We start from the raw sequence: 25,246 nt of genomic DNA, 5'->3' as shown, positions 1-25,246 counted from the left end.
GGTGCCGTGGTGCAGACTGGCCTGATCGGCACCACTGGTCAGGGAGCACACCGTGATCGCGTCCAACGCGTCCGCCGCGGCAATCGGAAAGGGACCGTCGTACCGGGGAAAGGCAGGGCCGTGTCAGGCCCAGGTCGATCCCCTCGCCGCCCTGCGCGGGCCGGACGATCCGCCGTGGGACGTGTATCTCACGGGCACCGTCTTCCTGGACATCATCTTCACCGGGCTCGACTCCGCGCCGGTGCGCGGGACCGAGTCCTGGGCGCGCGGGATGGGGTCGAGCCCGGGCGGCGTGGCCAACATGGCGACGGCACTGGCACGGCTCGGCCTGCGGACCTCCCTCGCCGCCGCGTTCGGCGACGACCACTACGGCGAGTACTGCTGGGACACCCTCGCGCACGGCGAGGGCATCGACCTCGGCCCGTCCCGCACGGCGCCCGGCTGGCACTCGCCGGTCACCGTCTCCATGGCGTACGAGGGCGAGCGCACCATGGTCTCCCACGGCCACGAGCCGCCCCCGGAGGAGCCCGCGCCCGACTGCCCGCCCCGTGCCCGCGCCGCCGTCGCCTCCCTCACGCCCGGCCTGCGCGCCCCCTGGATCGCCCAGGCCGCGAGCAAGGGCACGCGTATCTTCGCCGACGTCGGCTGGGACGACACCGGGGCCTGGGACCTGGCCGGGCTGCCGGACCTCGCCCACTGCGAGGCCTTCCTGCCGAACGCGCAGGAAGCCATGCGGTACACCGGCGCCGACTGTCCGCGGGCCGCGGCGCACGCCCTCACCGACCACGTACCGCTCGCCGTCGTCACCCTCGGTGCGGAGGGGGCGTACGCGGTGGACCGGCGGACCGGGGAGAGCGCCGAGGTGCCGGCCATCGCCGTCGAGGCCCTCGATCCGACCGGCGCGGGGGACGTGTTCGTCGCGGGGTTCGTCGCCGGCACGCTGGCGGGGTGGCCGCTGGCCGACCGGCTCGCCTTCGCGGGACTCACGGCCGCGCTGTCCGTCCAGGAGTTCGGCGGGTCCCTGTCGGCGCCCGGATGGTCCGAGATCGGCGCCTGGTGGCGACGCGTGCAGTCCGTCGACGGACAGGACCCGGCCGCCTTGCGGCGGTACGCGTTCCTGGCGGGGCTGGTGCCGGAGGAGGACACCCGGCCCTGGCCCTTGCGGAGAGCTGTGCCGACGATCGGGTTCGGAGGATCGGCCTGAGTCCGCGCGGTGCGCGGAGGTACGGCCCCCTCGGCCGTGAAAAGCCCTACGGCGTTGTCAGTCCCGCGTCGTACCCTTGGAAGCGCGAGGCCGCTCTCAGCTACGCGGCCGTGATGAGGAGGAACCGCAGGCCTTCAGCGCCGGCCCATGACTCAGACACCCACAGCTCACACACCCGCGCAGGGGCAGGCGAGAGCACACTTCACCGTCCCCGCCCAGCACCCCATGGTGACGGTGCTGGGGTCCGGCGACTCCCTGTTGCGCGTGATCGAGAAGGCCTTCCCGGCGGCCGACATCCACGCCCGGGGCAATGAGATCAGCGCCGTCGGCGACGCGGCCGAAGTCGCCCTCGTCCAGCGCCTGTTCGACGAGATGATGCTGGTGCTCCGCACCGGACAGCCGATGACGGAGGACGCAGTGGAACGCTCGATCGCCATGCTCAGAGCGAGTGAGAACGGCGAGGGCGACGGACCGGAGACCCCGGCCGAGGTCCTCACCCAGAACATCCTCTCCTCGCGGGGCCGCACCATCCGCCCCAAGACCCTCAACCAGAAGCGCTACGTCGACGCGATCGACAAGCACACGATCGTCTTCGGTATCGGCCCCGCCGGTACCGGCAAGACGTATCTGGCGATGGCCAAGGCGGTCCAGGCCCTCCAGTCCAAGCAGGTCAACCGCATCATCCTCACCCGCCCCGCGGTCGAGGCGGGAGAGCGGCTCGGCTTCCTCCCGGGCACGCTCTACGAGAAGATCGACCCGTACCTGCGCCCGCTGTACGACGCGCTGCACGACATGCTGGACCCGGACTCGATCCCGCGCCTGATGGCGGCGGGGACCATCGAGGTCGCGCCCCTGGCGTACATGCGGGGCCGTACGCTCAACGACGCCTTCATCATCCTGGACGAGGCCCAGAACACGAGCCCCGAGCAGATGAAGATGTTCCTCACCCGCCTCGGCTTCGACTCCAAGATCGTCATCACGGGTGACGTGACGCAGGTCGACCTGCCGAACGGCACCAAGTCGGGTCTGCGGCAGGTCCAGGACATCCTGGAGGGCCTCGACGACGTCCACTTCTCCCGCCTGTCGTCCCAGGACGTCGTACGGCACAAGCTCGTCGGCCGTATCGTCGACGCGTACGAGAAGTACGACAGCGAGAACGGTACGGAGAACGGCACCCACAAGGGCGGCCGTAACAAGCGGAAGTAGACCCAGCGCCACCATGTCGATCGACGTCAACAACGAGTCCGGAACCGAGGTCGACGAGCAGGCGATCCTCGACATCGCCCGCTACGCCCTCGCGCGGATGCGCATCCACCCGCTCTCCGAGCTCTCGGTGATCGTCGTGGACGCCGACGCCATGGAGCAGCTGCACATCCAGTGGATGGACCTGCCCGGCCCCACCGATGTCATGTCCTTCCCGATGGACGAGCTGCGGCCGCCGGCCAAGGACGACGAGGAGCCCCCGCAGGGGCTCCTCGGCGACATCGTGCTGTGCCCCGAGGTCGCCAAGAAGCAGGGTGAGGAAGCGCCCACACAGCACTCCATGGACGAGGAGCTCCAGCTGCTCGCCGTCCATGGTCTGCTGCACCTGCTCGGCTACGACCACGAGGAGCCCGACGAGAAGGCCGAGATGTTCGGCCTCCAGGCGGCCATCGTGGACGGCTGGCGCGCGGAGAAGGGTCTGACCGGCCCGTCCCCGGCCCCGACCGTGTCATGAGCCCCACCCTCGTCTCCGGCGCGATCGCCCTGGTCGTCGTCGCGTGGCTCGCCGCCTGCGCGGAGGCGGGCCTCGCGCGCGTCTCCAGCTTCCGCGCCGAGGAAGCCGTACGCAACGGCCGGCGCGGCAGCGCGAAGCTCGCGCAGGTCGCCGCCGACCCGACCCGCTATCTGAACGTGGCGCTGCTGGTCCGCGTCGCCTGCGAGATGGCGGCGGCCGCCCTGATCACCTATGCCTGCCTCAGGGAGTTCGACGGCACCACCGAGGCCCTCCTGGTCGCCATCGGCGTCATGGTCCTGGTGTCCTACGTCGCCGTCGGCGTCTCCCCGCGCACCATCGGCCGCCAGCACCCGCTGAACACGGCCACCGCGGCGGCGTACGTCCTGCTGCCGCTGGCGCGGATCATGGGCCCGATCCCGTCCCTGCTGATCCTCATCGGCAACGCGCTCACCCCCGGCAAGGGCTTCCGCCGCGGCCCCTTCGCCTCCGAGGCGGAGCTGCGCGCGCTGGTCGACCTCGCCGAGAAGGAGTCGCTCATCGAGGACGAGGAGCGCCGTATGGTGCACTCGGTCTTCGAGCTCGGCGACACGCTCGTGCGCGAGGTGATGGTGCCGCGGACCGACCTCGTCGTCATCGAGCGGTACAAGACGATCCGGCAGGCCCTGACGCTGGCCCTGCGCTCCGGTTTCTCCCGCATCCCGGTCAGCGGGGAGAGTGAGGACGACATCGTCGGGATCGTGTATCTGAAGGACCTGGTCCGCAAGACGCACATCAGCCGGGACGCCGAGAGCGAGCTGGTGTCCACGGCCATGCGGCCCGCCGCGTTCGTCCCCGACACCAAGAACGCCGGCGACCTGCTGCGCGAGATGCAGCGGGACCGCAATCACGTCGCCGTCGTCATCGACGAGTACGGCGGCACGGCGGGCATCGTGACGATCGAGGACATCCTGGAGGAGATCGTCGGCGAGATCACCGACGAGTACGACCGCGAACTCCCGCCCGTGGAGGACCTCGGCGACGACCGCTTCCGGGTCACCGCCCGCCTCGACATCACCGACCTCGGCGAGCTGTACGGCCTGGAGGAGTACGACGACGAGGACGTCGAGACCGTCGGCGGGCTGCTGGCCAAGGCGCTGGGCCGGGTCCCGATCGCCGGCGCCTCCGCCAGGGTCGAGCTGCCCGACGGCCGCGAGCTCCGGCTCACCGCCGAGGCCGCGGCGGGCCGCCGGAACAAGATCGTGACGGTGCTCGTGGAGCCGGTGGGGCCGGCCGGGCCCCCTGAGGACGAGGAGAAGAAGCCGGAGTGAGTCCCGAGGAGCTGCGCGCCTTCTGCCTGTCCTTCAACGAGGCCGTGGAGGACTTCCCCTTCGCCCCCGAGATCTCCGTCTTCAAGGTCCTGGGCAAGGTGTTCGCCCTCAGCTGGATCGACGCCCGGCCCCTGAAGGTCAACCTCAAATGCGACCCCGAGGACGCCGTCCGCCTCCGGGACGAGTACCCGGAACTGATCATCCCCGGGTACCACATGAACAAGCGGCACTGGAACACCGTCCGGCTCGACGGCGGACTCCCGGACCGGCTGGTACGGGAGCTGATCGAGGACTCCTACGACCTGGTGGTCGCCGGTCTGCCGCGCGCGGTACGGCTCCGGCTCGACCGCCCCTGAGCGGCGCGCCCACGGCACGGCTCCGTATGCTCGGGGCATGACCGACACCAGCTCGCTCGCCCCCGAGGACCGCAAGATCGTGACCCTGGCCCGTTCGGCCCGGGCCCGCAACGGTGTGCCCGAGGGGGCCGCCGTACGGGACGAGACGGGGCGGACCTATGTGGCCGGGACGGTCGCTCTGGAGTCGTTGCGGTTGAGCGCGTTGCGTACGGCCGTGGCGATGGCGGTGGCCTCGGGCGCGAAGGCGCTGGAGGCGGCCGCGGTGGTGACCGAGGCGGAGGCCGTCTCGCCCGAGGACCTGGCGGCGGTACGGGATCTCGGCGGGGCCGGGACGCCGGTACTGGTGGCTGCGCCGGACGGGGCTGTCCGCACGACCGTGTCCGCGGGCTGAGGCCGCCCGGCCGCCGTTGGCCGAAACACACGCCTTGCCAGTCGTCGTCCCGTGCGCATCAATGGAACCGGTAGTTCCGACGGACCGTCAGATTCCAGCACCGTGCAGCGCCCCGCACCGCGCCCACGGAGCGGCGGGTCCCGTCGGTCGTACCTCTCCCGTCCATCCCCACATGGTCATCCCCACCACGGGAAGGGAACCGGATTCCATGAGAGGCAAGAGAACAGCAACAGGTGCGGCACTGGCGGCCGGAGCCTTCGCGGTCGCCGGACTCGCGCTCGCCCCCGCCGCCGCGGCCGTCACCCCGGACACCGCGACGATCACCGCCGACTGCGGCACGTTCGGCAGCGGGGCGGCCACGCTCACCGCCACCCAGGACGGCACCGCCGCGACCGTCACCGTCACCTCCTCGATCACCGCGCCGATCGCGCTGGGCGAGGACTCGATCACCTCCACCCTCACTCTGGTCAACGCCGCCGGCGGCACCACCGCCTTCACCGGCACGAAGAACCCGGCGCTCGCGATGGGCGACGCGGTCACGGTCGGCCCGCTGAACGGCACAGTGGCCTCCGGCGACAGCCTGGAGGCGTTCGGCGGATCGCTCCAGATCGTCGTCCTCGGGATCACCGTCACCTGCACGGCGACCGGCCCGCAGTCACCGGGTCCGTTCGTCTTCGACTGAGCGTCGGGCGAGAGCGGCCCCGGTGGTCAGAGCGCGTCGGGGCCGCGCTCGCCCGTCCGCACCCGGACGACCGTCTCCACCGGCAGCGCCCACACCTTCCCGTCCCCGATCTTGCCCGTCTGCGCGGCCTTGACGATCGCGTCGATGACGGCGTCGCAGTCGGCGTCGTCGACGACGACCTCGATACGGACCTTGGGGACCAGGTCGACCTGGTACTCGGCGCCGCGGTACACCTCCGTGTGGCCGCGCTGCCGGCCGTAGCCGCTGGCCTCGGTCACGGTCAGGCCGTGCACGCCGAGCTCCTGGAGGGCGGTCTTGACCTCGTCGAGGCGGTACGGCTTGACGATCGCGGTGATGAGCTTCATGCCTGGCTTGTGACCTTCTGCGAGGAGGCGGAAACGGACGCGGAGACCGGGGCGCCGTGGCCCAGGACGCCGTGATCGTATGCGCTCTCGGCGTGCACCGTAAGGTCCAGTCCGGTGTGCTCCTGCTCCTCGTCGGCGCGGAAGCCGAGCGTCTTGTCGATCAGCTTGCCGATGCCGTACGTCACCGCGAAGGCGTACGTTCCGACGGCGACCACGGCCACCAGCTGCTTGCCGAGCTGGGCGAGGCCGCCGCCGTAGAGGAGACCCTCGGTGCCGCCGGTCATCTCCGCCGCGGCGAAGACGCCGATGAGGAGGGTGCCGATGACTCCGCCGACCAGGTGGACGCCGACGACGTCGAGCGAGTCGTCGTAGCCGAGCCGGAACTTCCAGCCCACGGCGTACGAGCAGACGACACCGGCGGCGAGGCCGATGACGAGCGCGCCGAGGAGCGAGACCGAGCCGCAGGACGGGGTGATCGCGACCAGGCCCGCGACCGCGCCGGAGGCGGCGCCCAGGGTGGTCGGGTGGCCGTCGCGCCGCTGCTCGACGAAGAGCCAGCCGAGCAGGCCGGTGCAGCCGGCGGCGAGGGTGTTGAGGAACGCGGCGGCGGCGAGACCGTTGGCGCCGAGGGCGGAGCCGGCGTTGAAGCCGAACCAGCCGAACCAGAGCAGGCCCGCGCCCAGCATGACCATGGGGAGGTTGTGCGGGCGCATGGCGTCCTTCTTGAAGCCCAGGCGAGGACCGAGGACGAGCGCGAGGGCGAGTCCCGAGGCGCCCGAGGTGATCTCCACCGGCAGGCCGCCCGCGAAGTCGAGGGCGCCGAGCTTGTCGAGGATCCAGCCACCCGGGCCCCAGACCCAGTGGGCGACGGGAACGTATACGAGCAGCGCCCACAGAGGCACGAAGACCAGCCAGGCGCCGAACTTCGCGCGGTCGGCGATCGCGCCGCTGATCAGCGCCGCCGTGATGATCGCGAAGGTGAGCTGGAAGGTGGCGAAGAGGAGGGTGGGGACCGTGCCGTGGACGCTGTCCGGGCCGAGGCCGGCCATCCCGGCGTGCTCCAGATCGCCGATGAGTCCGCCGCCGCTGTCCTCGCCGAACGCCAGGGAGTAGCCGGCGGCCAGCCACACCACGGTGACCAGGGCGATCGACACGAAGCTCATCATCAGCATGTTGAGGACGCTCTTCGTGCGGACCATGCCGCCGTAGAACAGGGCCAGGCCCGGGGTCATCAGCAGGACGAGGGCGGTCGCGGCGAGCAGCCAGGCGGTGTCGCCGGTGTCGATCTCTGCGGCTTGTGCGGCGGCGGCGAGGGTCACGGAAGTCTCCAACGGGGTGGGGGCTCGTCAGAGGGTCACCGGTGGGCGTTTCCGGATGTGTACGAGTGTGTTTCCGGAGTGTTTCGTTGCGTGGGGGTTTCCGAAAGCTCACGCATCGGGGAGTGATCGGTCTCTTGTACGGCAAGGGGTTGTGGATCAGGGAGAATGGGCGCCATGAGCGTTCGCAGCCAGTCATCCGAGCCGTCGGCATCATCGGCACCCCACCGCGCCGGCTTCGCCTGCTTCGTGGGCCGTCCCAACGCGGGCAAGTCCACTCTCACGAATGCTCTGGTCGGCCAGAAGGTCGCGATCACCGCGAACCAGCCGCAGACCACACGGCACACGGTACGGGGGATCGTGCACCGGCCCGACGCCCAGCTGATCCTGGTGGACACCCCGGGACTGCACAAGCCGCGCACGCTGCTGGGCGAGCGGCTCAACGACGTCGTCCGCACGACCTGGGCCGAGGTCGACGTGATCGGCTTCTGTCTGCCCGCGAACGAGAAGCTCGGCCCCGGTGACCGCTTCATCGCGAAGGAACTGGCGTCGATCAAGAAGACGCCGAAGATCGCGATCGTCACCAAGACCGACCTGGTGGACAGCAAGACGCTCGCCGAGCAGCTCATCGCCATCGACCTGCTCGGCAAGGAGCTCGGCTTCGAGTGGGCCGAGATCGTGCCCGTCTCGGCGGTCGGCGACACGCAGGTGGGCCTGCTGGCCGACCTCATCGTCCCGCTCCTGCCCGAGGGCCCCGCGCTCTACCCCGAGGGCGACCTCACCGACGAGCCCGAGCAGGTCATGATCGCCGAGCTCATCCGCGAGGCCGCCCTGGAGGGCGTCCGCGACGAGCTCCCGCACTCCATCGCCGTCGTCGTCGAGGAGATGCTCCCCCGCGAGGACCGCCCCGCCGACAAGCCCCTCCTCGACATCCACGCCTTCGTCTACATCGAGCGCCCCAGCCAGAAGGGCATCATCATCGGCCCCAAGGGCAAGCGCCTGAAGGAGGTCGGCATCAAGTCACGCAAGCAGATCGAGGCGTTGCTGGGTACGCCGGTCTTCCTCGACCTCCATGTGAAGGTGGCCAAGGACTGGCAGCGGGATCCGCGGCAGTTGCGGAAGCTGGGGTTCTAGGCGAGTTTCGCCCCCGCCGCCCTTACCCGTCCCACCCTCAGGGGGCTCCGCCCCCTGGACCCCCGCTCCTCGAACGCCGGAGGGGCTGGAATCGGCTGGTCAGGGCTTGGTCGGTGTCATGTCCTGGAGGCCCACCACTCGCAGGAGCTGCAAGCGTTCGTACGCCTCCGTCCCCGGGCGGGCCGAGTGGACGACCAGGAGGTGGTGGTGGCTGTGGCTGATCATGACCTCGCAGTCCAGCTCCAGCAGGCCGACCAGCGGGTGGATGAAGCGCTTCGTCGCCCGGTTGCGCTGGGAGACCTCGTGCTCGTCCCACAACCGTGCGAACTCCTCGCTGGATGCCAGTAGTTCGGCGACCAGCGCGGCCGGTTCCGGGTCGTCGGGGCGAGCCGCGGCGACCGCGCGCAGGGTGGCCACGTGGGTGCGTGCGTGGCCGGCGTGGTCCTCCTGCGGGAAGAGCGTGCGCGCGGTCGGGTCCAGGAAGAACCGCCGGGTGAAGTTGCGCTCGCGCCGCGGGCGGGACATCACGTCGCCGACCAGGGCCTTGGCCATCGTGTTCTGGGCCAGCACCTCACCGCAGTCGTTCACCACCTGCGCCGGGGTGTCGTGCAGCCGGTCCAGGATCAGCAGCAGCCCGGGACGGACATGCGAGGACGCCGTCTCGCGCCGCGGCGGCTCCTCGCCGGCCAGGTGGAACAGATGGTCCTGCTCGACGTCGCTCAGGCGCAGCGCGCGGGACAGCGCCGTCAGCATCTGGCGGGACGGGCGCGGGCCCCGGGACTGTTCCATGCGGGTGTAGTAGTCGACCGACATGCCCGCCAGCTGGGCCACCTCCTCGCGGCGCAGACCGGGCGTGCGACGCCGGCTGCCCGGTGTCAGGCCCACGTCCGAGGGGGCCAGGCGGGCGCGGCCGCGGCGCAGGAAGTCGGCGAGTTCGGCTCGGTTCACCTCTCCAGGCTCCTGCATGCCGCCCGGCTTATCCAGGGTCCGCCGATCCCCCGATCGGGAGGTCTCTCCCGCCCGTCCCGGTTCCGGCGAAGGGTGGGGACCAACGAGAGGAGCACAACATGCTGACGTTGGTCACCGGTACGACAGGTCAGGTGGGCAGGCGCTTCGTGCCGAGGCTGCTGGCGCAGGCCCGGCCGGGGGAGCGGGTACGGGTGCTGGTGCGGGACGCCGAACGGGGCGAGCCGTTCGCCGCGCTCGGCGCCGAGGTCGTCGTGGGAGATCTGCGGGACACCGAGGCGCTGGGCAAGGCGGTCGCCGGGGTGGACGCGGTCGTGAACGTCGCCGCTTCCTTCCGCGGGGTGCCGGACGAGGAGGCGTGGGCGGTCAACCGGGACGCGGCCGTGGAACTGGGCCGGGCCGCGCTGGCCGCTGGGGTGGAGCGGTTCGTGCAGGTCAGCACGGGGCTGGTGTACGGCGCCGGGCGGGGACGGCCGGTGACCGAGGAGGACGAGAGCCGGCCCGGCGGGCCGATGTGGGGCGCCTATCCCGAGTCCAAGATCCAGGCCGAGCGGGAACTGCTCGCCCTGGAGGGGCTGGACGTGCGCGTCGGGCGGCTGCCCTTCGTCTACGGCGAGGGCGATCCGCATCTCGCGCAGTCCCTGATGTGGGCCGGAACCTGGGCGGCGACGCAGCGGCTGCACATGGGGCATCACGCGGATGTCGCCCAGGGGCTGCTGCGGATCCTGTACGCGCGGGGGATTGCCGGCCGGGTCTACAACATCGCCGACGACGCGCCTGTGACGGCGGTGGAGTTGCATCAGCTGAACGGGGTTGAGGTGCCGGGGGAGTTGTATGACCGTACCGATCCCGACCCGTGGATGGTGATCGTCTCCACGGAGCGGATTCGGCGGGAGCTGGGGTATCGGCCGTTGTATCCGTCGGTGTACACGGCGCGGGATGCCGGGGCGCTCTAAGGGGGTGCCGCGATGGGTGGGCGGGCGTCTGCGGGGCCGTTGTGGCTGGTCGCGCCCGCGCGGCGGAGCCGCATATCGATACAGCCCCGCGCCCCTAAGGGGGCGCGCTCTAGTCGACGCCTTTTATACGGCCCACCAGCACCGCCCCCGCCAGTCCCGCCACCGCCGCCACCACATACAGCACCCGGTATCCGCCGAGGTGGGTGACGATCGGGGCGGCCAGGGCGGGGGCGGCGACCTGGGGGAGGGCGTTGGCCACGTTGATGACGCCGAGGTCCTTGCCGCGGTCGAGGGCCGTGGGCAGGACGTCGGTCATCAGGGCGAAGTCGACCGACATGAAGACGCCGAGGCCGAGGCCCAGCAGCGCGGCCACGACGATCGCGCTCGGCCAGGTCTGCCAGCCGGCGAGCAGTCCCGTGGCCGCCGCCATCAGTACCCCGGACCAGAGCACGAACGGCTTGCGCCGGCCCACCCGGTCCGACCAGGCACCGCCCACCACGACCGTGGCGAGCAGGGTCACGCTGTTGACCGCGGTGAGGATCAGGACGCCCTGTTCGGGGTCGTCGTGGTGCAGGCGGTCCCGCAGGTAGTACAGGAGGTAGAGGATCACCAGGGCGTTGCTGAGGTTGATCAGGAACCGGGTCAGCCAGGCCCAGGCGAAGTCCGGATGGCGGCGCGGGCTCAGCCAGAAGCCGCGCACGAACGAACGGGAGGACCACGCCGGCCGGTCCGTGACGGCGAGTCTCAGGTCCCGGTGGAGCAGGACGTACGGCAGCACCCCCGCCAGCGTGAACACCGCGCACGCCGCATAGCCCGCCGCGATCCCGCCGGCCGCCGTCGCGAGGCCCGTCCCGACGACCGCCCCGAGGATCTGCGCCGCCCCCAGCCAGCCGCCCACCGTGCCCCGTTGGAGCCGCGGCACCCGGTCCGGCACGGCCGCCGTCACGGCCGCGAAGGCCGCGTTCAGGGTCAGCTGGACCAGACACCAGGCGGCCGCCATGGTCCACAGTCCGTCCGCACCGGCGAGCAGCAGCAGCGACAGCGCGCCGCCCGCCGCACCGGCCACGATCCAGGGGCTGCGACGGCCCCAGCGGGCCGTGGTGCGGTCGGACAGCGCGCCGAACAACGGGTTCGCGGCCAGGGACACCACCGCGCCCGCGCCCGTCGCCCACGCCAGCAGCGTCTCCTTCGACATGCCCGTGCCCGGCGCGAAGTCCTCCGCCTGCCGGGCCAGCAGGATCTGGAGCGGGCCGTACCAGCCCACCCAGATCGCCACGTTGGCCAGCGACAGGGACGCCGTCCAGCCCCGGCGGACGTGCTCGACGGGCTCCGCGAGCGCAGTTGTCATCCCCGGGTCAGCCCTGGGCCCGGAGCAGCTCCCGGTACCAGCCGTACGACGCCTTGGGGGTGCGCTTGAGCGTCGCGGGATCCCCGAAGTCCACGTGCACCAGGCCGAACCGGCGCGCGTACCCCTCCGCCCACTCGAAGTTGTCCAGGAGGGACCACACGAAGTAGCCGCGCACGTCGACGCCCGCCTCCACCGCCCGGTGCAGCGCGCGGACATGGCCGTCCAGGTAGGCGATCCGGTCCTGGTCGTCCAGCCCCTCGTACGAGCAGCCGTTCTCGGTGATGACGACGGGCGGGAGGCGGTCGCCGTAGCGCTCCCGGAAGGTGGTGAGCAGCTCGGTCAGGCCCTCCGGGACCACCGGCCAGCCGAAGTCCGTCACCGGGACGTCCTCGATCTCCCGGACGGAGAAGGGGAGTTCGGCCGGGATCGTCAGTCCGCCGAACTCGATGTCCGCGCCCTGCGGGGCGCCCACGCGGGTCGGCGCGTAGTAGTTGACGCCGTAGAAGTCGAGCGGCTCGGAGATGACCTTGAGGTCGGCCGAGACGTCGCCGGGCATCATCTCGCCGAGGCCGGAGGGGTATTCGCCGAGCAGGAGCGGATCGGCGAACAGGCGGTTCAGCAGCAGGTCGTAGAAGTCGGCCGCCTCCACGTCCGCCTGCTCCCGGGACGCCGACCAGGTCGGGCCGTGGGAGTTGGCGATGCCGATGTCGCCGGCGCCCGCCGCGCGCAGGGCCTGGACGCCCAGACCGTGGGCCAGGAGCTGGTGGTGGGCGGCCGGCAGCGCGTCGAACATCAGCTGCTCGCCGGGCGCGTGCGCGCCGAGCGCGTGCCCGAACAGGGTGTGCTCGGCGGGCTCGTTGATGGTGATCCACTTCTTCACGCGGTCACCGAGGCGGTCGGCGACGACGGACACGTACTCGGCGAAGCGGGCGGCCGTGTCCCGCGTCAGCCAGCCGCCCGCCTGATGGAACTCCAGCGGCAGGTCCCAGTGGAAGAGGGTCGGGACCGGTCGTACGCCCGCCCCGGTCAGTTCGTCGACCAGACGGTCGTAGAAGTCGAGACCGCCCTTCGACAGGACGCGCGGCCAGGAGACCGAGAAGCGGTACGCGTCCACGCCCAGGTCGGCCAGGAGGGCCACGTCCTCGCGGTAGCGGTGGTAGTGGTCGCAGGCCACCGCCGCCGTCGAGCCGTCCTTCACCCGCCCCGGCTCCGCCGAGAAGGTGTCCCAGACCGACGGCTCGCGCTCGTCGGCCGCGCCCTCGATCTGGTGGGCGGAGGTCGAGACGCCCCACAGGAAGCCGTCCGGGAACTGAGGTATCGGGTGCGTCGCGCTGTGTTCATCGGTCGCCATGGGCCGGATCATCCGTACCAGGGGTAACGGAAGTCAACGGGCGGGCGTGAAGAACGAGTTACGCATCCTCCTTCAGTACGCTCACGCACCCTGCTTCAGTACGCTCACGCACCCTCCTTCAGCACGCGTGAGATCAGCCTGCGCTGTTCCTCCGTCAGCCGTGGATCCGCCGCGTAGACGGTCTTGCCGTCCACCGTGATCTGGTAGCTGAAGCCGTCCGGAACCCCGATCGGGGGCGTGCCCCGGCCGGCGGCGATCGCCTTCTCGGCCAGGGCGTGCCACTCGTGGGCATCGGGCCGCCCCGAGGTGTCCACCTCGGCGTGCCGCTCGATGCCCGCGAATCCGCCCGTGCGCCTCACCTGAATACGCATGGGTCCGTGTCTAGTACGGACTCAGAGAATCCGCACCCCCACCTGCTCCCAGGCCTTCTCCACCGCCCGGAGCTCCTCGCCGCCGTCGCCGAAGTGCTCGCGCGCGACCTTGACGGTGAGCTTGGCGAAGTCGGCGAAGAAGGCGCGCTCGTCCAGCTCGCCGCCGGCCAGGGCGTCGTACCAGATCCGGCCCGCCTTCTCCCAGGCGTGGCCGCCGAGGGCCGTGGCGACCAGGTAGAAGGCGTGGTTGGGGATGCCGGAGTTGATGTGGACGCCGCCGTTGTCGCGGCCGGTGCGGACGTAGTCGTCCATGGTCGCCGGCTGCGGGTCCTTGCCGAGGACGTCGTCGTCGTAGGCGCTGCCCGGCTCCTTCATGGAGCGCAGGGCCTTGCCGGAGACGCCGGGGGCGAGCAGGCCCGCGCCGATCAGCCAGTCGGCCTCGGCGGCGGTCTGGCCGAGCGTGTACTGCTTGATGAGCGAGCCGAAGACGTCGGACATCGACTCGTTCAGGGCGCCCGGCTGGCCGAAGTAGGTGAGGTTCGCGGTGTACTGCGTGACGCCGTGGGCCAGCTCGTGGCCGATGACGTCGATCGGGAGGGTGAAGTCGAGGAAGATCTCGCCGTCGCCGTCGCCGAACACCATCTGCTCGCCGTTCCAGAAGGCGTTGCCGTAGTTCTCGTCGTAGTGGACGGTCGCGTCCAGGGGCAGACCGTCGCCGTCGATCGAGTGGCGGCCGTAGGCCTTGAGGAAGAGGTCGAAGGTGGCGCCGAGGCCGGCGTAGGCACGGTTGACGGTGGCGTCCTGGCCCGGTTCGGAACCCTCGCCGCGGACCTTGGTGCCGGGCAGGTCGGTTTTGTGTTCGGCGTCGTAGATCGTCCGCAGAGGCTGGTCCGACGGTGCCTTCGCCGTCGGCGCGGCCATGAGGCGGAACTCGGTGGTCACGCGGCGCCGGGAGCGCAGTTCGCTGTCCCTCAGCAGGGTGCGCCGGGCGGGACCGGAGAGTGCGGGGTCGTCGTTCCGGGCCAGTTTGTCGAGGACGTGTGGCGGAACGACGGTGCAGAAGACGGGCTCAAAGCCCCCGTTTGTCGTCATGCCCGGCACCCTTGCACTGAGTGACGTGACTGTCACCACTCGCAACCATGATTGGTGAAATGTGCCGACAAGGAAGCGCACGCTCCGTGACGAAGTGGTATGGCGCACTTTTTGTCCCGTTCGTTCCGCGGGTCCCGCATACTGATACGGACCCGCGCATCCGAAGGGGCTCGGCTAGCATGCTTCGCATCATGCGTTTCGGGCTGCTTCTCCTTAGCTGCCGCGGCGAGGGCCTGTAAGCCAGGTCGACTCCCTCCCCGCGGAGCTTGGCGTTGCGTCGTCGGCCGTCCTTCCGGACATCCTGAGGAGCCCCCGCATCATGGCGACCAGCCAGAACCGTCAGCAGCCCAGCACCATGCCGATCCACAAGTACGGCCGGTACGAGCAGGTCGACATCCCGGACCGCACCTGGCCGGACAACCGGATCACCGTCGCCCCCCGCTGGCTCTCCACCGACCTGCGTGACGGCAACCAGGCCCTGATCGACCCGATGTCACCCGAGCGCAAGCGCCGGATGTTCGACCAGCTGGTCAAGATGGGCTACAAGGAGATCGAGGTCGGCTTCCCGGCGTCGGGACAGACGGACTTCGACTTCGTACGCTCCATCGTCGAGGAGCCCGGGGCCATCCCCGACGACGTCACCATCTCCGTACTGACCCAGGCCCGCGAGGACCTGATCGAGCGCACGGTGGAGTCCCTGAAGGGCGCCAAGCGGGCGACCGTCCACCTCTACAACGCCACCGCGCCCGTCTTCCGCCGCGTGGTCTTCCGCGGCTCCAAGGACGACATCAAGCAGATCGCCGTCGACGGCACGCGCCTGGTCATGGAGTACGCGGAGAAACTGCTGGGCCCCGAGACCGAGTTCGGCTACCAGTACAGCCCGGAGATCTTCACCGACACCGAGCTGGACTTCGCGCTGGAGGTCTGCGAGGCGGTGATGGACGTCTACCAGCCCGGTCCGGGCCGCGAGATCATCCTCAACCTGCCCGCCACGGTGGAGCGTTCGACCCCGTCGACGCACGCGGACCGCTTCGAGTGGATGAGCCGCAACATCTCCCGCCGCGAGCACGTCGTCATCTCCGTCCACCCGCACAACGACCGCGGTACGGCCGTCGCCGCCGCCGAACTGGCGCTGATGGCCGGCGCCGACCGCGTCGAGGGCTGCCTGTTCGGGCAGGGCGAGCGCACCGGCAACGTCGACCTGGTCACCCTGGGCATGAACCTGTTCTCCCAGGGCGTCGACCCGCAGATCGACTTCTCCGACATCGACGAGATCCGTCGTACGTGGGAGTACTGCAACCAGATGGAGGTCCACCCGCGCCACCCGTACGTGGGCGACCTGGTCTACACGTCCTTCTCCGGCTCCCACCAGGACGCCATCAAGAAGGGCTTCGACGCGATGGAGGCCGACGCGGCGGCCAAGGGCGTGACGGTGGACGACATCGAGTGGGCCGTCCCCTACCTGCCGATCGACCCCAAGGACGTCGGCCGCTCCTACGAGGCCGTCATCCGCGTCAACTCTCAGTCCGGCAAGGGCGGGATCGCGTACGTCCTGAAGAACGACCACAAGCTGGAACTGCCCCGCCGGATGCAGATCGAGTTCTCGAAGATCATCCAGGCGAAGACGGACGCCGAGGGCGGCGAGGTCACCGGCGGCGACATCTGGGCGACCTTCCAGGACGAGTACCTGCCGAACCCCGAGAACCCGTGGGGTCGTATCCAGGTCCGCAACGGCCAGTCGACCACCGACACGGACGGCGTGGACACGCTGCGGGTCGAGGCGACGGTCGACGGCGTCGACACGGTGCTGACGGGTACGGGCAATGGTCCGATCTCGGCCTTCTTCGACGCGCTGCACTCCGTGGGTGTGGATGCCCGGCTGCTGGACTATCAGGAGCACACGATGAGTGAGGGGGCCTCCGCGCAGGCCGCCTCGTACATCGAGTGTGCGATCGACGACAAGGTGCTGTGGGGGATCGGGATCGACGCGAACACGACCAGGGCTTCGCTGAAGGCGGTTGTGTCTGCCGTCAACAGGGCGGGTCGCTCTGTCGGGGGCGCGCGGTAGGAATTGCCGCGATCGGTTGTGGGGCGAGTACGGCGGCTTCGTGGCTTGTCGCGCAGTTCCCCGCGCCCCTCACCGGCACTCCCGGTGCCCGGCGTCACAAGGCCCCCTCCGCCGTATCCCGGCGGGCGGGGCCCCGCCTGTTTCCGGCCAATGGTCTGTGCAGGTCACGGAAAGGTCTCGTACGGGGTAATGACTCGGCCTCCTCGATGTGGCTAACATCACGCAAGCGCGGCGATGTTGCCGCGGGGTTACGGAGGTGCTGACGTGCTGCCAGGACGGGGACGAAACGGCCGTGTCGCCAGGCCTGTGCGCCTCCTGGGCACCCGTACCGCGTGGACGCCCGTCGGGGACGGGGAGTTCTTCTGTCCCGGGTGCGGGGGTGACCGCAACTTCCAGCGGTTGACCGGGCGTCGCCGGTTCACCCTGCTCGGGGTGCCCGTGCTGCCGCGGGGCGAGACCGGGCCCGTCGTGGAGTGCGCCGCCTGCCGCCGCCACTACGGCACCGACGTCCTGGACCACCCCACCACGACCCGTTTCTCCGCGATGCTCCGCGACGCCGTGCACACCGTCGCCCTCGCGGTGCTCGCCGCCGGCGGGACCTGCGCGCGGGCGTCCCTGGAGACCGCCGCGAGCGCGGTCCGGGCGGCCGGGTTCGACGACTGCACGGAGGAACAGCTCGGCGCCCTGGTGGAGGCGCTGGCCGCGGACACCGGCCGGGTCTACGGCCGCCCCTGCGGAGCAGCCGGGCTGGCCATAGAGCTGCACGAGGCGCTGGACCCGCTGGCCCCGCACCTCGCTCCGGCGGGCCGCGAATCGATCCTGCTGCAAGGCGCGCGGATCGCTCTCGCGGACGGGCCCTACACCCCGGCCGAGCGGGACGCCCTCACCACCGTCGGCGCCGCCCTCACCATCTGCGCGGACGACGTGAGCCGCCTGCTGGCCGCGGCCCGCACCCCGTCCTGATACTCCCCAGGGAGTAGCCGGCGCCCCGCGCCACCCCCGGCAGTAGCCCCCAACTCGCCCTCGCGCCCGACGATTCACCCGCCCCGCGCCGGGAGTCTGGAGATCCAGCCAGACACCCGACCGGAGGGGGGCCCGTGATGGGGGCCGCAAGGACATCTGTACGGCGACGGAGGGCCGTGCCCTGGCTCGTGCTCGGGCTGTGGATCGCCGTCCTGGCGATCGCCTCGCCCTTCGCCTCGAAGCTTGAGGACATCCAGCGCGACCGGGCGGTGGACTATCTGCCGGCGAGTGCGGACTCCACCCAGGTCGCCGAGATCCAGGAGCGGCTGCCGGGCGGTGAGGCCACCCAGATGGTGCTCGTCTACCACCGGGACGGCGGGCTGACCGCGGCCGACAGGGCGACGGCCGCCGAGCAGATCGAGCGGATCGCGGGCGCGCACCGGCTCACCGCCGAGCCGCGGGGCATCCCGTCGAAGGACGGCACGACCCTGATGTACCCGGTCGCCAGCACCGAACCGGGTACGGACGAGAAGGCGCGGGACGCGCTGGTCAACGACGTCCGGGACGTCGCCGAGGGCGGCGGCGGACTGAGTGTCGACGTCGGCGGCGAGGGGGCGCTGGCCACCGACGCGGCCGAGGTCTACAACTCGCTCGGCGGACCGCTGCTCTACACCACGGCCGCCGTCGTCGCCCTGCTGCTGATCGTCATCTACCGCAGCCCGCTGCTGTGGCTGGTGCCGCTCGCGGTCGCGGGCCTGTCGGAGTTCCTGGCCCGGGCCGTCGCCTACGGGCTCAACCAGGGCTTCGGCACCACCGTCTCCGGCCAGAGCTCCGGCATCATGACGATCCTCGTCTTCGGCGCGGGCACCGACTACGCGCTGCTGCTGGTCTCCCGCTACCGCGAGGAGCTACGGCGCATCGAACGGCCGTACGACGCGATGGTCGCCGCACTCAAGGGCTGCGGGCCGGCCGTGCTCGCCTCCTCCGGGACGGTCGCCGCCGGGCTGCTGTGCCTGCTCGCCGCGGACCTCAACTCCAGCCGGGGCATGGGCCCGCTCGGCACGGTCGGCATCCTGGTCGCCCTATTCGCGATGCTGACCCTGCTGCCCGCGCTCCTCGTCCTGCTGGGCCGCCGGGTCTTCTGGCCGCTCGTCCCGCGCTACGGCAGCACGCCCAAGGTCCGCCGGTCGCTGTTCGCCGCGATGGGCAGCTCGGCCGGACGGCGGCCGATCACCGTGCTCGTGGGCGGTGCCGTCCTGCTCGGCGCGCTCGCCCTCGGCGCCTTCAACCTGCCCGGCAGCCTCAAGCAGGAGGACTCCTTCACCAGCAAGCCCGAGGCGGTCGCCGCGATGCAGGCGCTCGGCAGGGCCTACCCCGAGCGGGGCACCCAGCCGATCGCCGTCATCACACCCACCGACCGCGCCGACAGCACCCTGGCCGAGGCCCGGGACACACGGGGCGTCGAGAGCGTGGAGCGCGGCCGCAGCGGGGACGGCTGGACCGAGCTCTCGATCACCGCCACCGCCGCGCCCCAGTCGGCCGGCGAGACGGCCACCATCGAGGCCCTGCGCGACCGTCTCGACGGCTCCTACGTCGGCGGACCCAGCGCCGAGCAGCTCGACCTGAAGGACACCAACGCCCGGGACCGCCTGGTCGTCGTCCCGCTCGTCCTCCTCTCCGTCCTGCTGATCCTCGTCGCCCTGCTGCGATCGCTGGTCGCGCCGCTGATCCTGGTGGCCGCGGTGGTCGCCGTGTGGGGCGCGGCCCTCGGCATCGGCGGACTCGTCTTCGGGCCGGTCTTCGGCTTCGAGGGCACCGATCCCGGGCTCGGGCTGCTGTCCTTCGTGTTCCTGGTGGCCCTCGGCGTCGACTACGGCATCTTCCTGATGCACCGGATGCGGGAGGAGTCCCTGAAGGGCACCGAACCGGTCACCGCCGCGCTCACCGCGCTGCGCACGACGGGCGGGGTCATCGCCTCCGCCGGACTCGTCCTGGCCGCCACCTTCGCGGTGCTCACCAACATGCCGCTGGTGCCGCTCGTCGAACTCGGCTTCGTGATCGCGGTGGGCGTGCTGCTGGACACCTTCCTCGTCCGTACGTACCTGGTGACCAGCGCGAGCGTGGCACTGCGGCGCAAGGTGTGGTGGCCGGGGAGCCTGTCCCGCGAACCGGAGATCCCGGTTCCGCCGAAGGAACCGGAGCCGGTGACCGTCTCCGCCCGCTGAACCTGTCCGACCCGGCGCCCCTCCCCTCCCGGAGGGGCGCCCTCCTGGCGGAGGATGAGCCCGTGCAGGCACTCACCACACCCCGGCCCCGCTGGGGCGAGCGGATCATGGCGGTGGTCAACCGCGACCCGCGGACCGCCCCGCACGGCACCCGCAACGACGCCCTGATCGCCCTGGCGCTGGCCGTCCTCGCCACGGCCATCGGCCTGACCGGCGAGGACGGGCCCCGGCCCGACGCGCTCGGCTGGACGCTGCTGCTCCTGGGACACGTGCCCCTGGTGTGGCGGCGCGAGCGTCCGCTGCTGGTGCTGCTCGCGGTCGCGGCCTGTGTCACGCCGTATCACGTCCTCGACAACAACCACGGCGCCCCCATCCCCGCGACCCTGCTGGCGCTCTACACGGTCGCCGTGACCGGTACCGGCCTGCGCACGCTGGTCACCGCCGTCCTCGTCCTCGGGCCGACGCTCGTCGTCAACGCCTTCACCAACCCGGACGGGGCGCTGGAGTTCCTGCGGATCTCCGGCTGGATCATCGCGGTCCTGCTGTGCGGTACGGCCGTCCAGTTCCACCGCCGGAACATCACCGCCGTCCTCGAACGCGCCGAGCGCGCCGAACGCACCCGCGAGGAGGAGGCCCGCCGCCGGGTCGCCGAGGAGCGGCTGCGGATCGCCCGGGACCTGCACGACCTGCTCGCGCACAGCATCACCCTCATCGGTGTCCAGACCTCCGTCGCCGCCCATGTCCTGGCCGCCGACCCCGAACGCCTCGACCGGGACACGGTCGGCAAGGCCCTCGACGACATCGCCGAGACCTGCCGCACGGCACGCGGAGAACTCCGTACGACGCTGGAGGTGCTGCGGGAGCACGGCCCCGTGGACATCCGCGGCCCGCTGCCCGGGCTCGACGGGGTGCCGGACCTGGTCGGGGCGGCCCGGCTCGCGGGCGCCCGCGTCGAGCAGGACGTCCGGGTGGACCGGGCACCGCCCGCCGTCGGCGCCGCCGCCTACCGCATCGTGCAGGAGGCGCTGACCAACGCGGTGCGGCACGCGGGGCCGGAACCCGCCGTACGCGTCGAGCTGTACGAGGAGCAGGGCGGCCTGAGGGTGTCGGTGACCGACGAGGGCATCGGACCCGTGGACGGCGGTGCTCCCGGGTTCGGGCTCGTCGGTATGCGCGAGCGGGCCCGCAGCGTGGGTGGCACACTCGACGCCGGGCCGCGGGACGGGGGCGGTTTCGCGGTGACGGCGCTGCTGCCGCTCACCGCCGCCGCACTGGGGGAAGGGACCGGATGACCATCCGCGTACTGCTCGCCGACGACCAGACCCTCGTACGGGAGGCGTTCGCGATGCTGGTCGAGTCCGCAAGGGACATGGAGGTGGTCGGACAGGCGGCCACCGGGCGGGAGGCCGTGGAGCTGGCCCGCGCCACCCGCGCCGACCTGGTGGTGATGGACATCCGCATGCCCGACCTGGACGGCATCGAGGCCACCCGGCTGATCGCCGCCGACGAGGACCTCGCGGACGTCCGGGTCCTCGTCCTGACCACCTACGACACCGACGAGAACATCGTCGACGCGCTGCGCGCCGGCGCCTCCGGGTTCCTGGTCAAGGACACCCGTCCGGCCGAACTCCTCGACGCGATCCGCACGGTGGCGGCCGGGGAGGCGCTGCTGTCCCCGGGGCCGACGGCCCGTCTGATCGCGCGGTTCCTGCGCGGTCCGGCGGCGACACCGGTGGCCGTCGGCGGCCCGGAGTGCCTGTCGGAGCGGGAGCGCGAGGTGCTCTCGCTGGTCGCGCGCGGCCTGAACAACACCGAGGTGGCCCAGGCGCTCGGGCTGAGTCCGCTGACCGCGAAGACCCACGTCAGCCGCATCATCGGCAAACTGGGGGCCCGGGACCGGGCGCAGCTGGTGATCGTGGCGTACGAGTCCGGAATGGTGACACCGGGGACGATGTGACGGACCGCGTCCGACCGTCCGTCACGGGAGACCGATGATCCCCCTGAGCCGCACACTCCTCGCCGCCGCCGTCCTCCTGACCCCGCTCACCACCACCGGCCACACCGCCCCGACCCGGGGATGCGCCGCCTCGGTGCCCTACGCCGCCGGGGAGGGCGGCTACGACGCCTACCGCATCCCCGCCGCCCTCACCACACCCCGGGGCACGGTCCTCGCCTTCGCCGAGGGACGCCACGACGGAGCCGGGGACACCGGGAACATCGACGTCGTCCTGCGCCGCTCCGCCGACGGCGGCTGCACCTGGGGCCCGCCGACGGTCGTGGCCGCCGGGGGCGGCGACACCCGGGGCAACCCGGCGCCCGTGGTCGATCCCGCCACGGGTGCGATCGTCCTCGTCACCTGCTCCAACAGCGGGGCCGTCACCGAGGCGCAGATCATGCGGGGCGAGGCCACCCCGGAGCAGGGCCGCCGGGTGTTCGTGCAGCACAGCTGGGACGACGGCCGCAGCTTCACCCCGCCGTACGACATCACGGACCAGGTGAAACCCGCGCACTGGCGCTGGTACGCGACCGGCCCGGGCCACGCCGTTGCCCTGACCGGGGGCCCGCACGCCGGACGCCTGGTGGTCCCGGCGAACCACTCCGCGGCCCCGCCCGCGGGCTCCGCCGACACGGGTCAGGAGCCCCGGTACTACGGCGGCCACGCCCTCTACAGCGACGACGGCGGCGGAAGCTGGCAGCTCGGCTTCGTGGACTCCTCCTACGACGGCCGCACCAACGCCAACGAGTCCTCGGCCGCTCAACTCCCCGACGGCCGCCTCTACTTCGGCTCCCGCGACCAGCACGGCACCGTCCCCGGCCACCGGCTCGACGCGCACTCCGGCGACGGCGGCGCGAGCCTGGACCGGCCCTACGCCGTGCAGCCCGCCCTGAACGACGTGCCGGTGGTGCAGGCCAGCGTCCTCCAACTCCCCGGCCCGGACGCCCCGTTGCTGTTCTCCGGACCGTCGGTGCCGACCGCGCGCCGGGCCATGGCGCTCTGGCGCAGCGACGACGGCGGACGGACCTTCGCCAAGGCACTGACCCTGTCCGAACAGCCCGCCGCCTACTCGGACCTGGTGGCGCTCGACCGGGACACGGTCGGCGTGCTGTACGAGACGGGGACGACCGGACCGTACGCCTCGATCGAGTTCCGGCGGCTGCCGGTCGGGGAGGTGATGGGTCGGCCGCGTGTCGTCTAGAGCAGCCCCGCCGCCGCCAGGTACTTGCCCACCCGTTCCACCTCGGCCTCCGACAGGGGGATCTGGGGGGCCGCCGTGGCCGGGCAGGCGATGATGCCGCGCAGGTGGAGGGCGGCCTTGAAGGCGCCCAGGGCGGACGAGCTCGGGCCCATGCGGGTGGGGTCGCCGACGCCGACCATGCCGAACAGGGCGCACAGGCGCTCCTGTTCGGCCCGGGCCGCGTCCCGGTCGGCGGCTCGGCACAGGTCGTGGAGGCGGACGTAGCCGTGCGGGTCGACGTTGGCCAGGCCCGGGACCACGCCGTCCGCGCCCACCGCCATCGCGGCGTCGACGACGACCTCGGAGCCGGTCAGGACGCCGAAGCCGGTGAGCGAGGGCCGGGCGCGGGCGCCCGAGACGACCGAGCGGAAGGCGGCCAGGTCGCCGCTGGAGTCCTTGAGGGCGCAGATGGTGCGGTCCGCGGCGAGTTCCAGGACCACGTCCGTGGGGAGCTTGGTGTGGACGGCCGCCGGGATGTCGTAGGCGACGACCGGAACCGGGCTGTCCGCGGCGACCAGGCGGAAGTGGCGGGCGATCTCGGCGGGGTGGGTGCGGGCGTAGAAGGGGGCGGTGACGACCACGGCCGCGGCGCCCGCCGCCGTCACCGCGCGGACGTGGTCCAGGACGCGGGGCGTCGTCATGTCGATCGCGCCCGCGAGGACGGGGAGTTGTCCGCCGACGTGCGCGACGACGGTCTCCACCACCAGCCTGCGCTGTCCGTCCGTCAGGAACGCGGCCTCCGAGGAGGAGCCGAGGACGAACAGGGCGTCCACCCCGGCCTCCACGAGATGGTCGACGAGCCTGAGGAGGGAGGGGGCGTCCACCTCGCGGTCCGGTGTCAGGGGTGTGCAGACGGGCGGGATGACACCGGTCAGCGGGGCGGGAAGGATCATCGGGGCTCCCTGGGGTGCGCGTCGGCGGGCTGGTCCTCCTCCACCGGATGGTGGCACCGGAAACGGTGACCGGGCACCGACGCGGCCGAGAAGCCGGGCATCCGGTCCGCGCACACCTCGTCCGCCTTCCAGCAGCGGGTGCGGAACGGGCAGCCGCCGGGGGGACGGGTCGCCGAGGGGACCGGGCCGGTGAGCGGGATCGGGTCGGCGCGGGTGAGCAGGCCGGGGGTGGCGGAGAACAGGGCGCGGGTGTACGGGTGCCGGGCGGCGGCCTCCGCGGCCGGGGACTCCTCGACGATCCGGCCCAGGTACATGGTGATCACGCGGTCGCTCATCCGTCGTACCGTCCGGATGTCGTGGGAGACGAACACCAGCGCCAGGCCCAGGCGTTCCTTCAGGTCCAGCAGGAGGTTGAGGATCTGGGCGCGGACCGACACGTCCAGCGCGCTCGTCGGCTCGTCGGCCACCACCAGGTCCGGGTCCAGCGCCAACGCCCGTGCGATGGCAACCCGTTGGCGCTGACCGCCGGACAGCTGACCCGGCAGGGCGTCCGCCAGGGCCCGGGGCAGACCCACCAGGGCCATCAACTCCCGGACCCGCTCCTTCCGTTGGGCCAGGCTGCCACGGTCGTGGACGTCCAGCAGACGTGCCGCGGCATGATCTTCGCCAGGGTGAGGCGTGACATCCCGTCCGGGAAGGGGAACTTGAGCACCAGCTCGACCCCGCGGGCACCGGTCCCGCGGACCGTGTCCAGCCAGCCGGCGAAGAAGCCCCGGGCGAGGGTCCGGGTGTCCGGGTCGAGGATCCGGTCGAAGGTGAAGACCACGTCGTCGGCGGTGACGGGCCGCCCGTCGTGGAAGGTGGCGCCCTCCCGCAGGGTGAACCTCCAGGTGGTGCCGCCGAGTTCCCGAGGCCCCGGGAGTCCGGTGGCGAGCGCCGGGTACGGCTCGCGGGAGATCGGGTCGGTGTCCAGCAGCCCTTCGCAGACGTGGTGGTTGGCGGCCATGAAGAACGCCGACGCGGTCTGCGTCGGGTCCCAGCTGCCGTCGTTGCCGTAGCCGATGACCGCCGTCAGGGTGCGGTCCGCGCCGGCCGGGTCGCCGAACCCGATCGTGGACTCCGGGCCGCACGAGGCCAGTGACGGGAGGAGGACGGCGCCCGCCCCGAGCGCCCCGGTGTGTTTCAGGAAGGCCCGGCGGTCCGCGTCGCGCACGGTTCCTCCAGCGAGAGGGGGAGATGGGACGTCCTACGTCCTCACGTCAGCGCGACCTTAGGTGGGGGTATGGGGGCGGTCAAGGAAACCCG

Annotated in this window: 23 protein-coding genes and 2 pseudogenes; 15 read left to right on the top strand and 10 right to left on the bottom strand. The window is 71.7% G+C overall.

The features are described from left to right. Positions 1-52: 52 nt before the first annotated feature. The 7 genes from SLINC_RS15415 to SLINC_RS15385 all read left to right on the top strand — a co-directional run bounded on the left by SLINC_RS15415 (position 53) and on the right by SLINC_RS15385 (position 5,657). Entirely contained in the window at positions 53-1,204 is a 1,152-nt protein-coding gene (locus SLINC_RS15415; RefSeq protein ID WP_067432450.1) for a carbohydrate kinase family protein, read from the top strand. 147 nt (positions 1,205-1,351) lie between these two features. Further along, a complete protein-coding gene (locus tag SLINC_RS15410; RefSeq protein ID WP_079164544.1) occupies positions 1,352-2,410 on the top strand; it encodes a PhoH family protein in 1,059 nt (352 codons plus the stop codon). Positions 2,411-2,423: 13 nt separating this feature from the next. After that, a complete protein-coding gene (gene ybeY, locus SLINC_RS15405) occupies positions 2,424-2,921 on the top strand; it encodes an rRNA maturation RNase YbeY (protein WP_067432445.1) in 498 nt (165 codons plus the stop codon). After that, positions 2,918-4,228, top strand: coding sequence for a hemolysin family protein (locus SLINC_RS15400; RefSeq protein ID WP_067432442.1), 1,311 nt, complete (start codon positions 2,918-2,920; stop codon positions 4,226-4,228). The genes ybeY and SLINC_RS15400 overlap by 4 nt, the downstream gene beginning before the upstream one ends. Then, positions 4,225-4,584 carry an MmcQ/YjbR family DNA-binding protein gene (locus tag SLINC_RS15395; protein ID WP_067432439.1) on the top strand — a complete coding sequence of 120 codons (360 nt, stop codon included), beginning with the start codon at positions 4,225-4,227 and terminating at the stop codon, positions 4,582-4,584. Before SLINC_RS15400 ends, SLINC_RS15395 begins: the two co-directional genes overlap by 4 nt. Positions 4,585-4,621: 37 nt before the next feature. Further along, positions 4,622-4,975 (top strand): cytidine deaminase, encoded by a 354-nt coding sequence (locus SLINC_RS15390; protein ID WP_067432436.1) that lies wholly within the window; start codon positions 4,622-4,624, stop codon positions 4,973-4,975. A 208-nt stretch (positions 4,976-5,183) separates the two neighbouring features. Next, the gene (locus tag SLINC_RS15385) at positions 5,184-5,657 is read left to right on the top strand and encodes a hypothetical protein (protein WP_067432433.1); all 474 of its coding nucleotides are present in this window, start codon (positions 5,184-5,186) and stop codon (positions 5,655-5,657) included. Between the two features lie 26 nt (positions 5,658-5,683). Here SLINC_RS15385 and SLINC_RS15380 read toward each other — a convergent pair whose 3' ends face one another. Beyond that, positions 5,684-6,022 carry a P-II family nitrogen regulator gene (locus SLINC_RS15380; RefSeq protein WP_067432430.1) on the bottom strand — a complete coding sequence of 113 codons (339 nt, stop codon included), beginning with the start codon at positions 6,020-6,022 and terminating at the stop codon, positions 5,684-5,686. Continuing rightward, complete coding sequence (locus tag SLINC_RS15375; protein ID WP_067432427.1) at positions 6,019-7,353, bottom strand: ammonium transporter; 1,335 nt, start codon at positions 7,351-7,353, stop codon at positions 6,019-6,021. Before SLINC_RS15375 ends, SLINC_RS15380 begins: the two co-directional genes overlap by 4 nt. A 153-nt stretch (positions 7,354-7,506) precedes the next feature. Between SLINC_RS15375 and era the strand changes: the two genes are divergently transcribed. Beyond that, positions 7,507-8,472 (top strand): GTPase Era, encoded by a 966-nt coding sequence (gene era, locus SLINC_RS15370; protein WP_067432424.1) that lies wholly within the window; start codon positions 7,507-7,509, stop codon positions 8,470-8,472. 99 nt (positions 8,473-8,571) lie between these two features. Here era and SLINC_RS15365 read toward each other — a convergent pair whose 3' ends face one another. Further along, on the bottom strand, positions 8,572-9,420 hold the full coding sequence (locus tag SLINC_RS15365) for a helix-turn-helix transcriptional regulator (protein WP_067432421.1): 849 nt from the start codon (positions 9,418-9,420) through the stop codon (positions 8,572-8,574). A 119-nt stretch (positions 9,421-9,539) separates the two neighbouring features. Between SLINC_RS15365 and SLINC_RS15360 the strand changes: the two genes are divergently transcribed. Next, positions 9,540-10,394, top strand: coding sequence for an NAD-dependent epimerase/dehydratase family protein (locus SLINC_RS15360; RefSeq protein WP_067432419.1), 855 nt, complete (start codon positions 9,540-9,542; stop codon positions 10,392-10,394). Between the two features lie 109 nt (positions 10,395-10,503). Here SLINC_RS15360 and SLINC_RS15355 read toward each other — a convergent pair whose 3' ends face one another. The 4 genes from SLINC_RS15355 to SLINC_RS15340 form a co-directional block, all read right to left on the bottom strand. After that, positions 10,504-11,742 carry an MFS transporter gene (locus SLINC_RS15355; RefSeq protein WP_067432416.1) on the bottom strand — a complete coding sequence of 413 codons (1,239 nt, stop codon included), beginning with the start codon at positions 11,740-11,742 and terminating at the stop codon, positions 10,504-10,506. A 7-nt stretch (positions 11,743-11,749) separates the two neighbouring features. After that, positions 11,750-13,093: a GH1 family beta-glucosidase gene (locus SLINC_RS15350; RefSeq protein WP_067432413.1), complete on the bottom strand. Its 1,344-nt coding sequence runs from the start codon at positions 13,091-13,093 to the stop codon at positions 11,750-11,752. Between the two features lie 104 nt (positions 13,094-13,197). Beyond that, entirely contained in the window at positions 13,198-13,464 is a 267-nt protein-coding gene (locus SLINC_RS15345; RefSeq protein ID WP_067432411.1) for a protealysin inhibitor emfourin, read from the bottom strand. 21 nt (positions 13,465-13,485) lie between these two features. Beyond that, complete coding sequence (locus tag SLINC_RS15340; protein WP_067432408.1) at positions 13,486-14,556, bottom strand: M4 family metallopeptidase; 1,071 nt, start codon at positions 14,554-14,556, stop codon at positions 13,486-13,488. A gap of 319 nt (positions 14,557-14,875) precedes the next feature. Here SLINC_RS15340 and leuA point away from each other — a divergent pair, with 319 nt between their 5' ends. From leuA to SLINC_RS15310, 6 genes are all read left to right on the top strand, one after another. Next, on the top strand, positions 14,876-16,624 hold the full coding sequence (gene leuA / locus SLINC_RS15335) for a 2-isopropylmalate synthase (protein WP_067432405.1): 1,749 nt from the start codon (positions 14,876-14,878) through the stop codon (positions 16,622-16,624). A 264-nt stretch (positions 16,625-16,888) separates the two neighbouring features. Then, entirely contained in the window at positions 16,889-17,587 is a 699-nt protein-coding gene (locus SLINC_RS15330) for a TerB family tellurite resistance protein (RefSeq protein WP_067432402.1), read from the top strand. A 137-nt stretch (positions 17,588-17,724) separates the two neighbouring features. Beyond that, positions 17,725-19,812, top strand: a complete 2,088-nt coding sequence (locus tag SLINC_RS15325) for an MMPL family transporter (RefSeq protein WP_107406609.1) — start codon at positions 17,725-17,727, stop codon at positions 19,810-19,812. Between the two features lie 107 nt (positions 19,813-19,919). Continuing rightward, complete coding sequence (locus SLINC_RS15320; protein ID WP_107406826.1) at positions 19,920-21,104, top strand: sensor histidine kinase; 1,185 nt, start codon at positions 19,920-19,922, stop codon at positions 21,102-21,104. Next, positions 21,101-21,769: a response regulator transcription factor gene (locus tag SLINC_RS15315; RefSeq protein WP_067432394.1), complete on the top strand. Its 669-nt coding sequence runs from the start codon at positions 21,101-21,103 to the stop codon at positions 21,767-21,769. The genes SLINC_RS15320 and SLINC_RS15315 overlap by 4 nt, the downstream gene beginning before the upstream one ends. Positions 21,770-21,803: 34 nt before the next feature. After that, on the top strand, positions 21,804-23,009 hold the full coding sequence (locus tag SLINC_RS15310; RefSeq protein ID WP_067432391.1) for a sialidase family protein: 1,206 nt from the start codon (positions 21,804-21,806) through the stop codon (positions 23,007-23,009). On the opposite strand, the gene SLINC_RS15305 is transcribed toward SLINC_RS15310, so the two are convergent. The 3 genes and pseudogenes from SLINC_RS15305 to SLINC_RS47315 all read right to left on the bottom strand — a co-directional run. Beyond that, positions 23,006-23,941: a dihydrodipicolinate synthase family protein gene (locus tag SLINC_RS15305; RefSeq protein ID WP_067432388.1), complete on the bottom strand. Its 936-nt coding sequence runs from the start codon at positions 23,939-23,941 to the stop codon at positions 23,006-23,008. The two genes, SLINC_RS15310 and SLINC_RS15305, sit on opposite strands and share 4 nt — an antisense overlap. After that, positions 23,938-24,582: pseudogene (locus SLINC_RS47320) on the bottom strand (oligopeptide/dipeptide ABC transporter ATP-binding protein); the annotation flags it as partial. The gene SLINC_RS15305 and the pseudogene SLINC_RS47320, both read right to left, overlap by 4 nt. 2 nt (positions 24,583-24,584) lie before the next feature. Next, positions 24,585-25,154: pseudogene (locus SLINC_RS47315) on the bottom strand (ABC transporter substrate-binding protein); the annotation flags it as partial. Between the last annotated feature and the right edge of the window lie 92 nt (positions 25,155-25,246).

The organism is Streptomyces lincolnensis, assembly GCF_001685355.1.
In the GTDB taxonomy this organism is placed as follows: domain Bacteria; phylum Actinomycetota; class Actinomycetes; order Streptomycetales; family Streptomycetaceae; genus Streptomyces; species Streptomyces lincolnensis.
Note: the sequence above shows the minus strand (reverse complement) of the source record. Positions and strands in the feature narration are given on the sequence as shown.

What these genes read in the sequence shown, in the direction of transcription:
- SLINC_RS15410 (WP_079164544.1), top strand. Translation starts at nt 1,352, where the DNA reads ATGACTCAGACACCCACAGCTCACACACCCGCGCAGGGGCAGGCGAGA.
- ybeY (WP_067432445.1), top strand. Translation starts at nt 2,424, where the DNA reads ATGTCGATCGACGTCAACAACGAGTCCGGAACCGAGGTCGACGAGCAG.
- SLINC_RS15400 (WP_067432442.1), top strand. Translation starts at nt 2,918, where the DNA reads ATGAGCCCCACCCTCGTCTCCGGCGCGATCGCCCTGGTCGTCGTCGCG.
- SLINC_RS15390 (WP_067432436.1), top strand. Translation starts at nt 4,622, where the DNA reads ATGACCGACACCAGCTCGCTCGCCCCCGAGGACCGCAAGATCGTGACC.
- SLINC_RS15385 (WP_067432433.1), top strand. Translation starts at nt 5,184, where the DNA reads ATGAGAGGCAAGAGAACAGCAACAGGTGCGGCACTGGCGGCCGGAGCC.
- SLINC_RS15380 (WP_067432430.1), bottom strand. Translation starts at nt 6,022, where the DNA reads ATGAAGCTCATCACCGCGATCGTCAAGCCGTACCGCCTCGACGAGGTC.
- era (WP_067432424.1), top strand. Translation starts at nt 7,507, where the DNA reads ATGGGCGCCATGAGCGTTCGCAGCCAGTCATCCGAGCCGTCGGCATCA.
- SLINC_RS15360 (WP_067432419.1), top strand. Translation starts at nt 9,540, where the DNA reads ATGCTGACGTTGGTCACCGGTACGACAGGTCAGGTGGGCAGGCGCTTC.
- SLINC_RS15355 (WP_067432416.1), bottom strand. Translation starts at nt 11,742, where the DNA reads ATGACAACTGCGCTCGCGGAGCCCGTCGAGCACGTCCGCCGGGGCTGG.
- SLINC_RS15350 (WP_067432413.1), bottom strand. Translation starts at nt 13,093, where the DNA reads ATGGCGACCGATGAACACAGCGCGACGCACCCGATACCTCAGTTCCCG.
- SLINC_RS15345 (WP_067432411.1), bottom strand. Translation starts at nt 13,464, where the DNA reads ATGCGTATTCAGGTGAGGCGCACGGGCGGATTCGCGGGCATCGAGCGG.
- SLINC_RS15340 (WP_067432408.1), bottom strand. Translation starts at nt 14,556, where the DNA reads ATGACGACAAACGGGGGCTTTGAGCCCGTCTTCTGCACCGTCGTTCCG.
- leuA (WP_067432405.1), top strand. Translation starts at nt 14,876, where the DNA reads ATGGCGACCAGCCAGAACCGTCAGCAGCCCAGCACCATGCCGATCCAC.
- SLINC_RS15325 (WP_107406609.1), top strand. Translation starts at nt 17,725, where the DNA reads ATGGGGGCCGCAAGGACATCTGTACGGCGACGGAGGGCCGTGCCCTGG.
- SLINC_RS15320 (WP_107406826.1), top strand. Translation starts at nt 19,920, where the DNA reads ATGGCGGTGGTCAACCGCGACCCGCGGACCGCCCCGCACGGCACCCGC.
- SLINC_RS15315 (WP_067432394.1), top strand. Translation starts at nt 21,101, where the DNA reads ATGACCATCCGCGTACTGCTCGCCGACGACCAGACCCTCGTACGGGAG.
- SLINC_RS15310 (WP_067432391.1), top strand. Translation starts at nt 21,804, where the DNA reads ATGATCCCCCTGAGCCGCACACTCCTCGCCGCCGCCGTCCTCCTGACC.
- SLINC_RS15305 (WP_067432388.1), bottom strand. Translation starts at nt 23,941, where the DNA reads ATGATCCTTCCCGCCCCGCTGACCGGTGTCATCCCGCCCGTCTGCACA.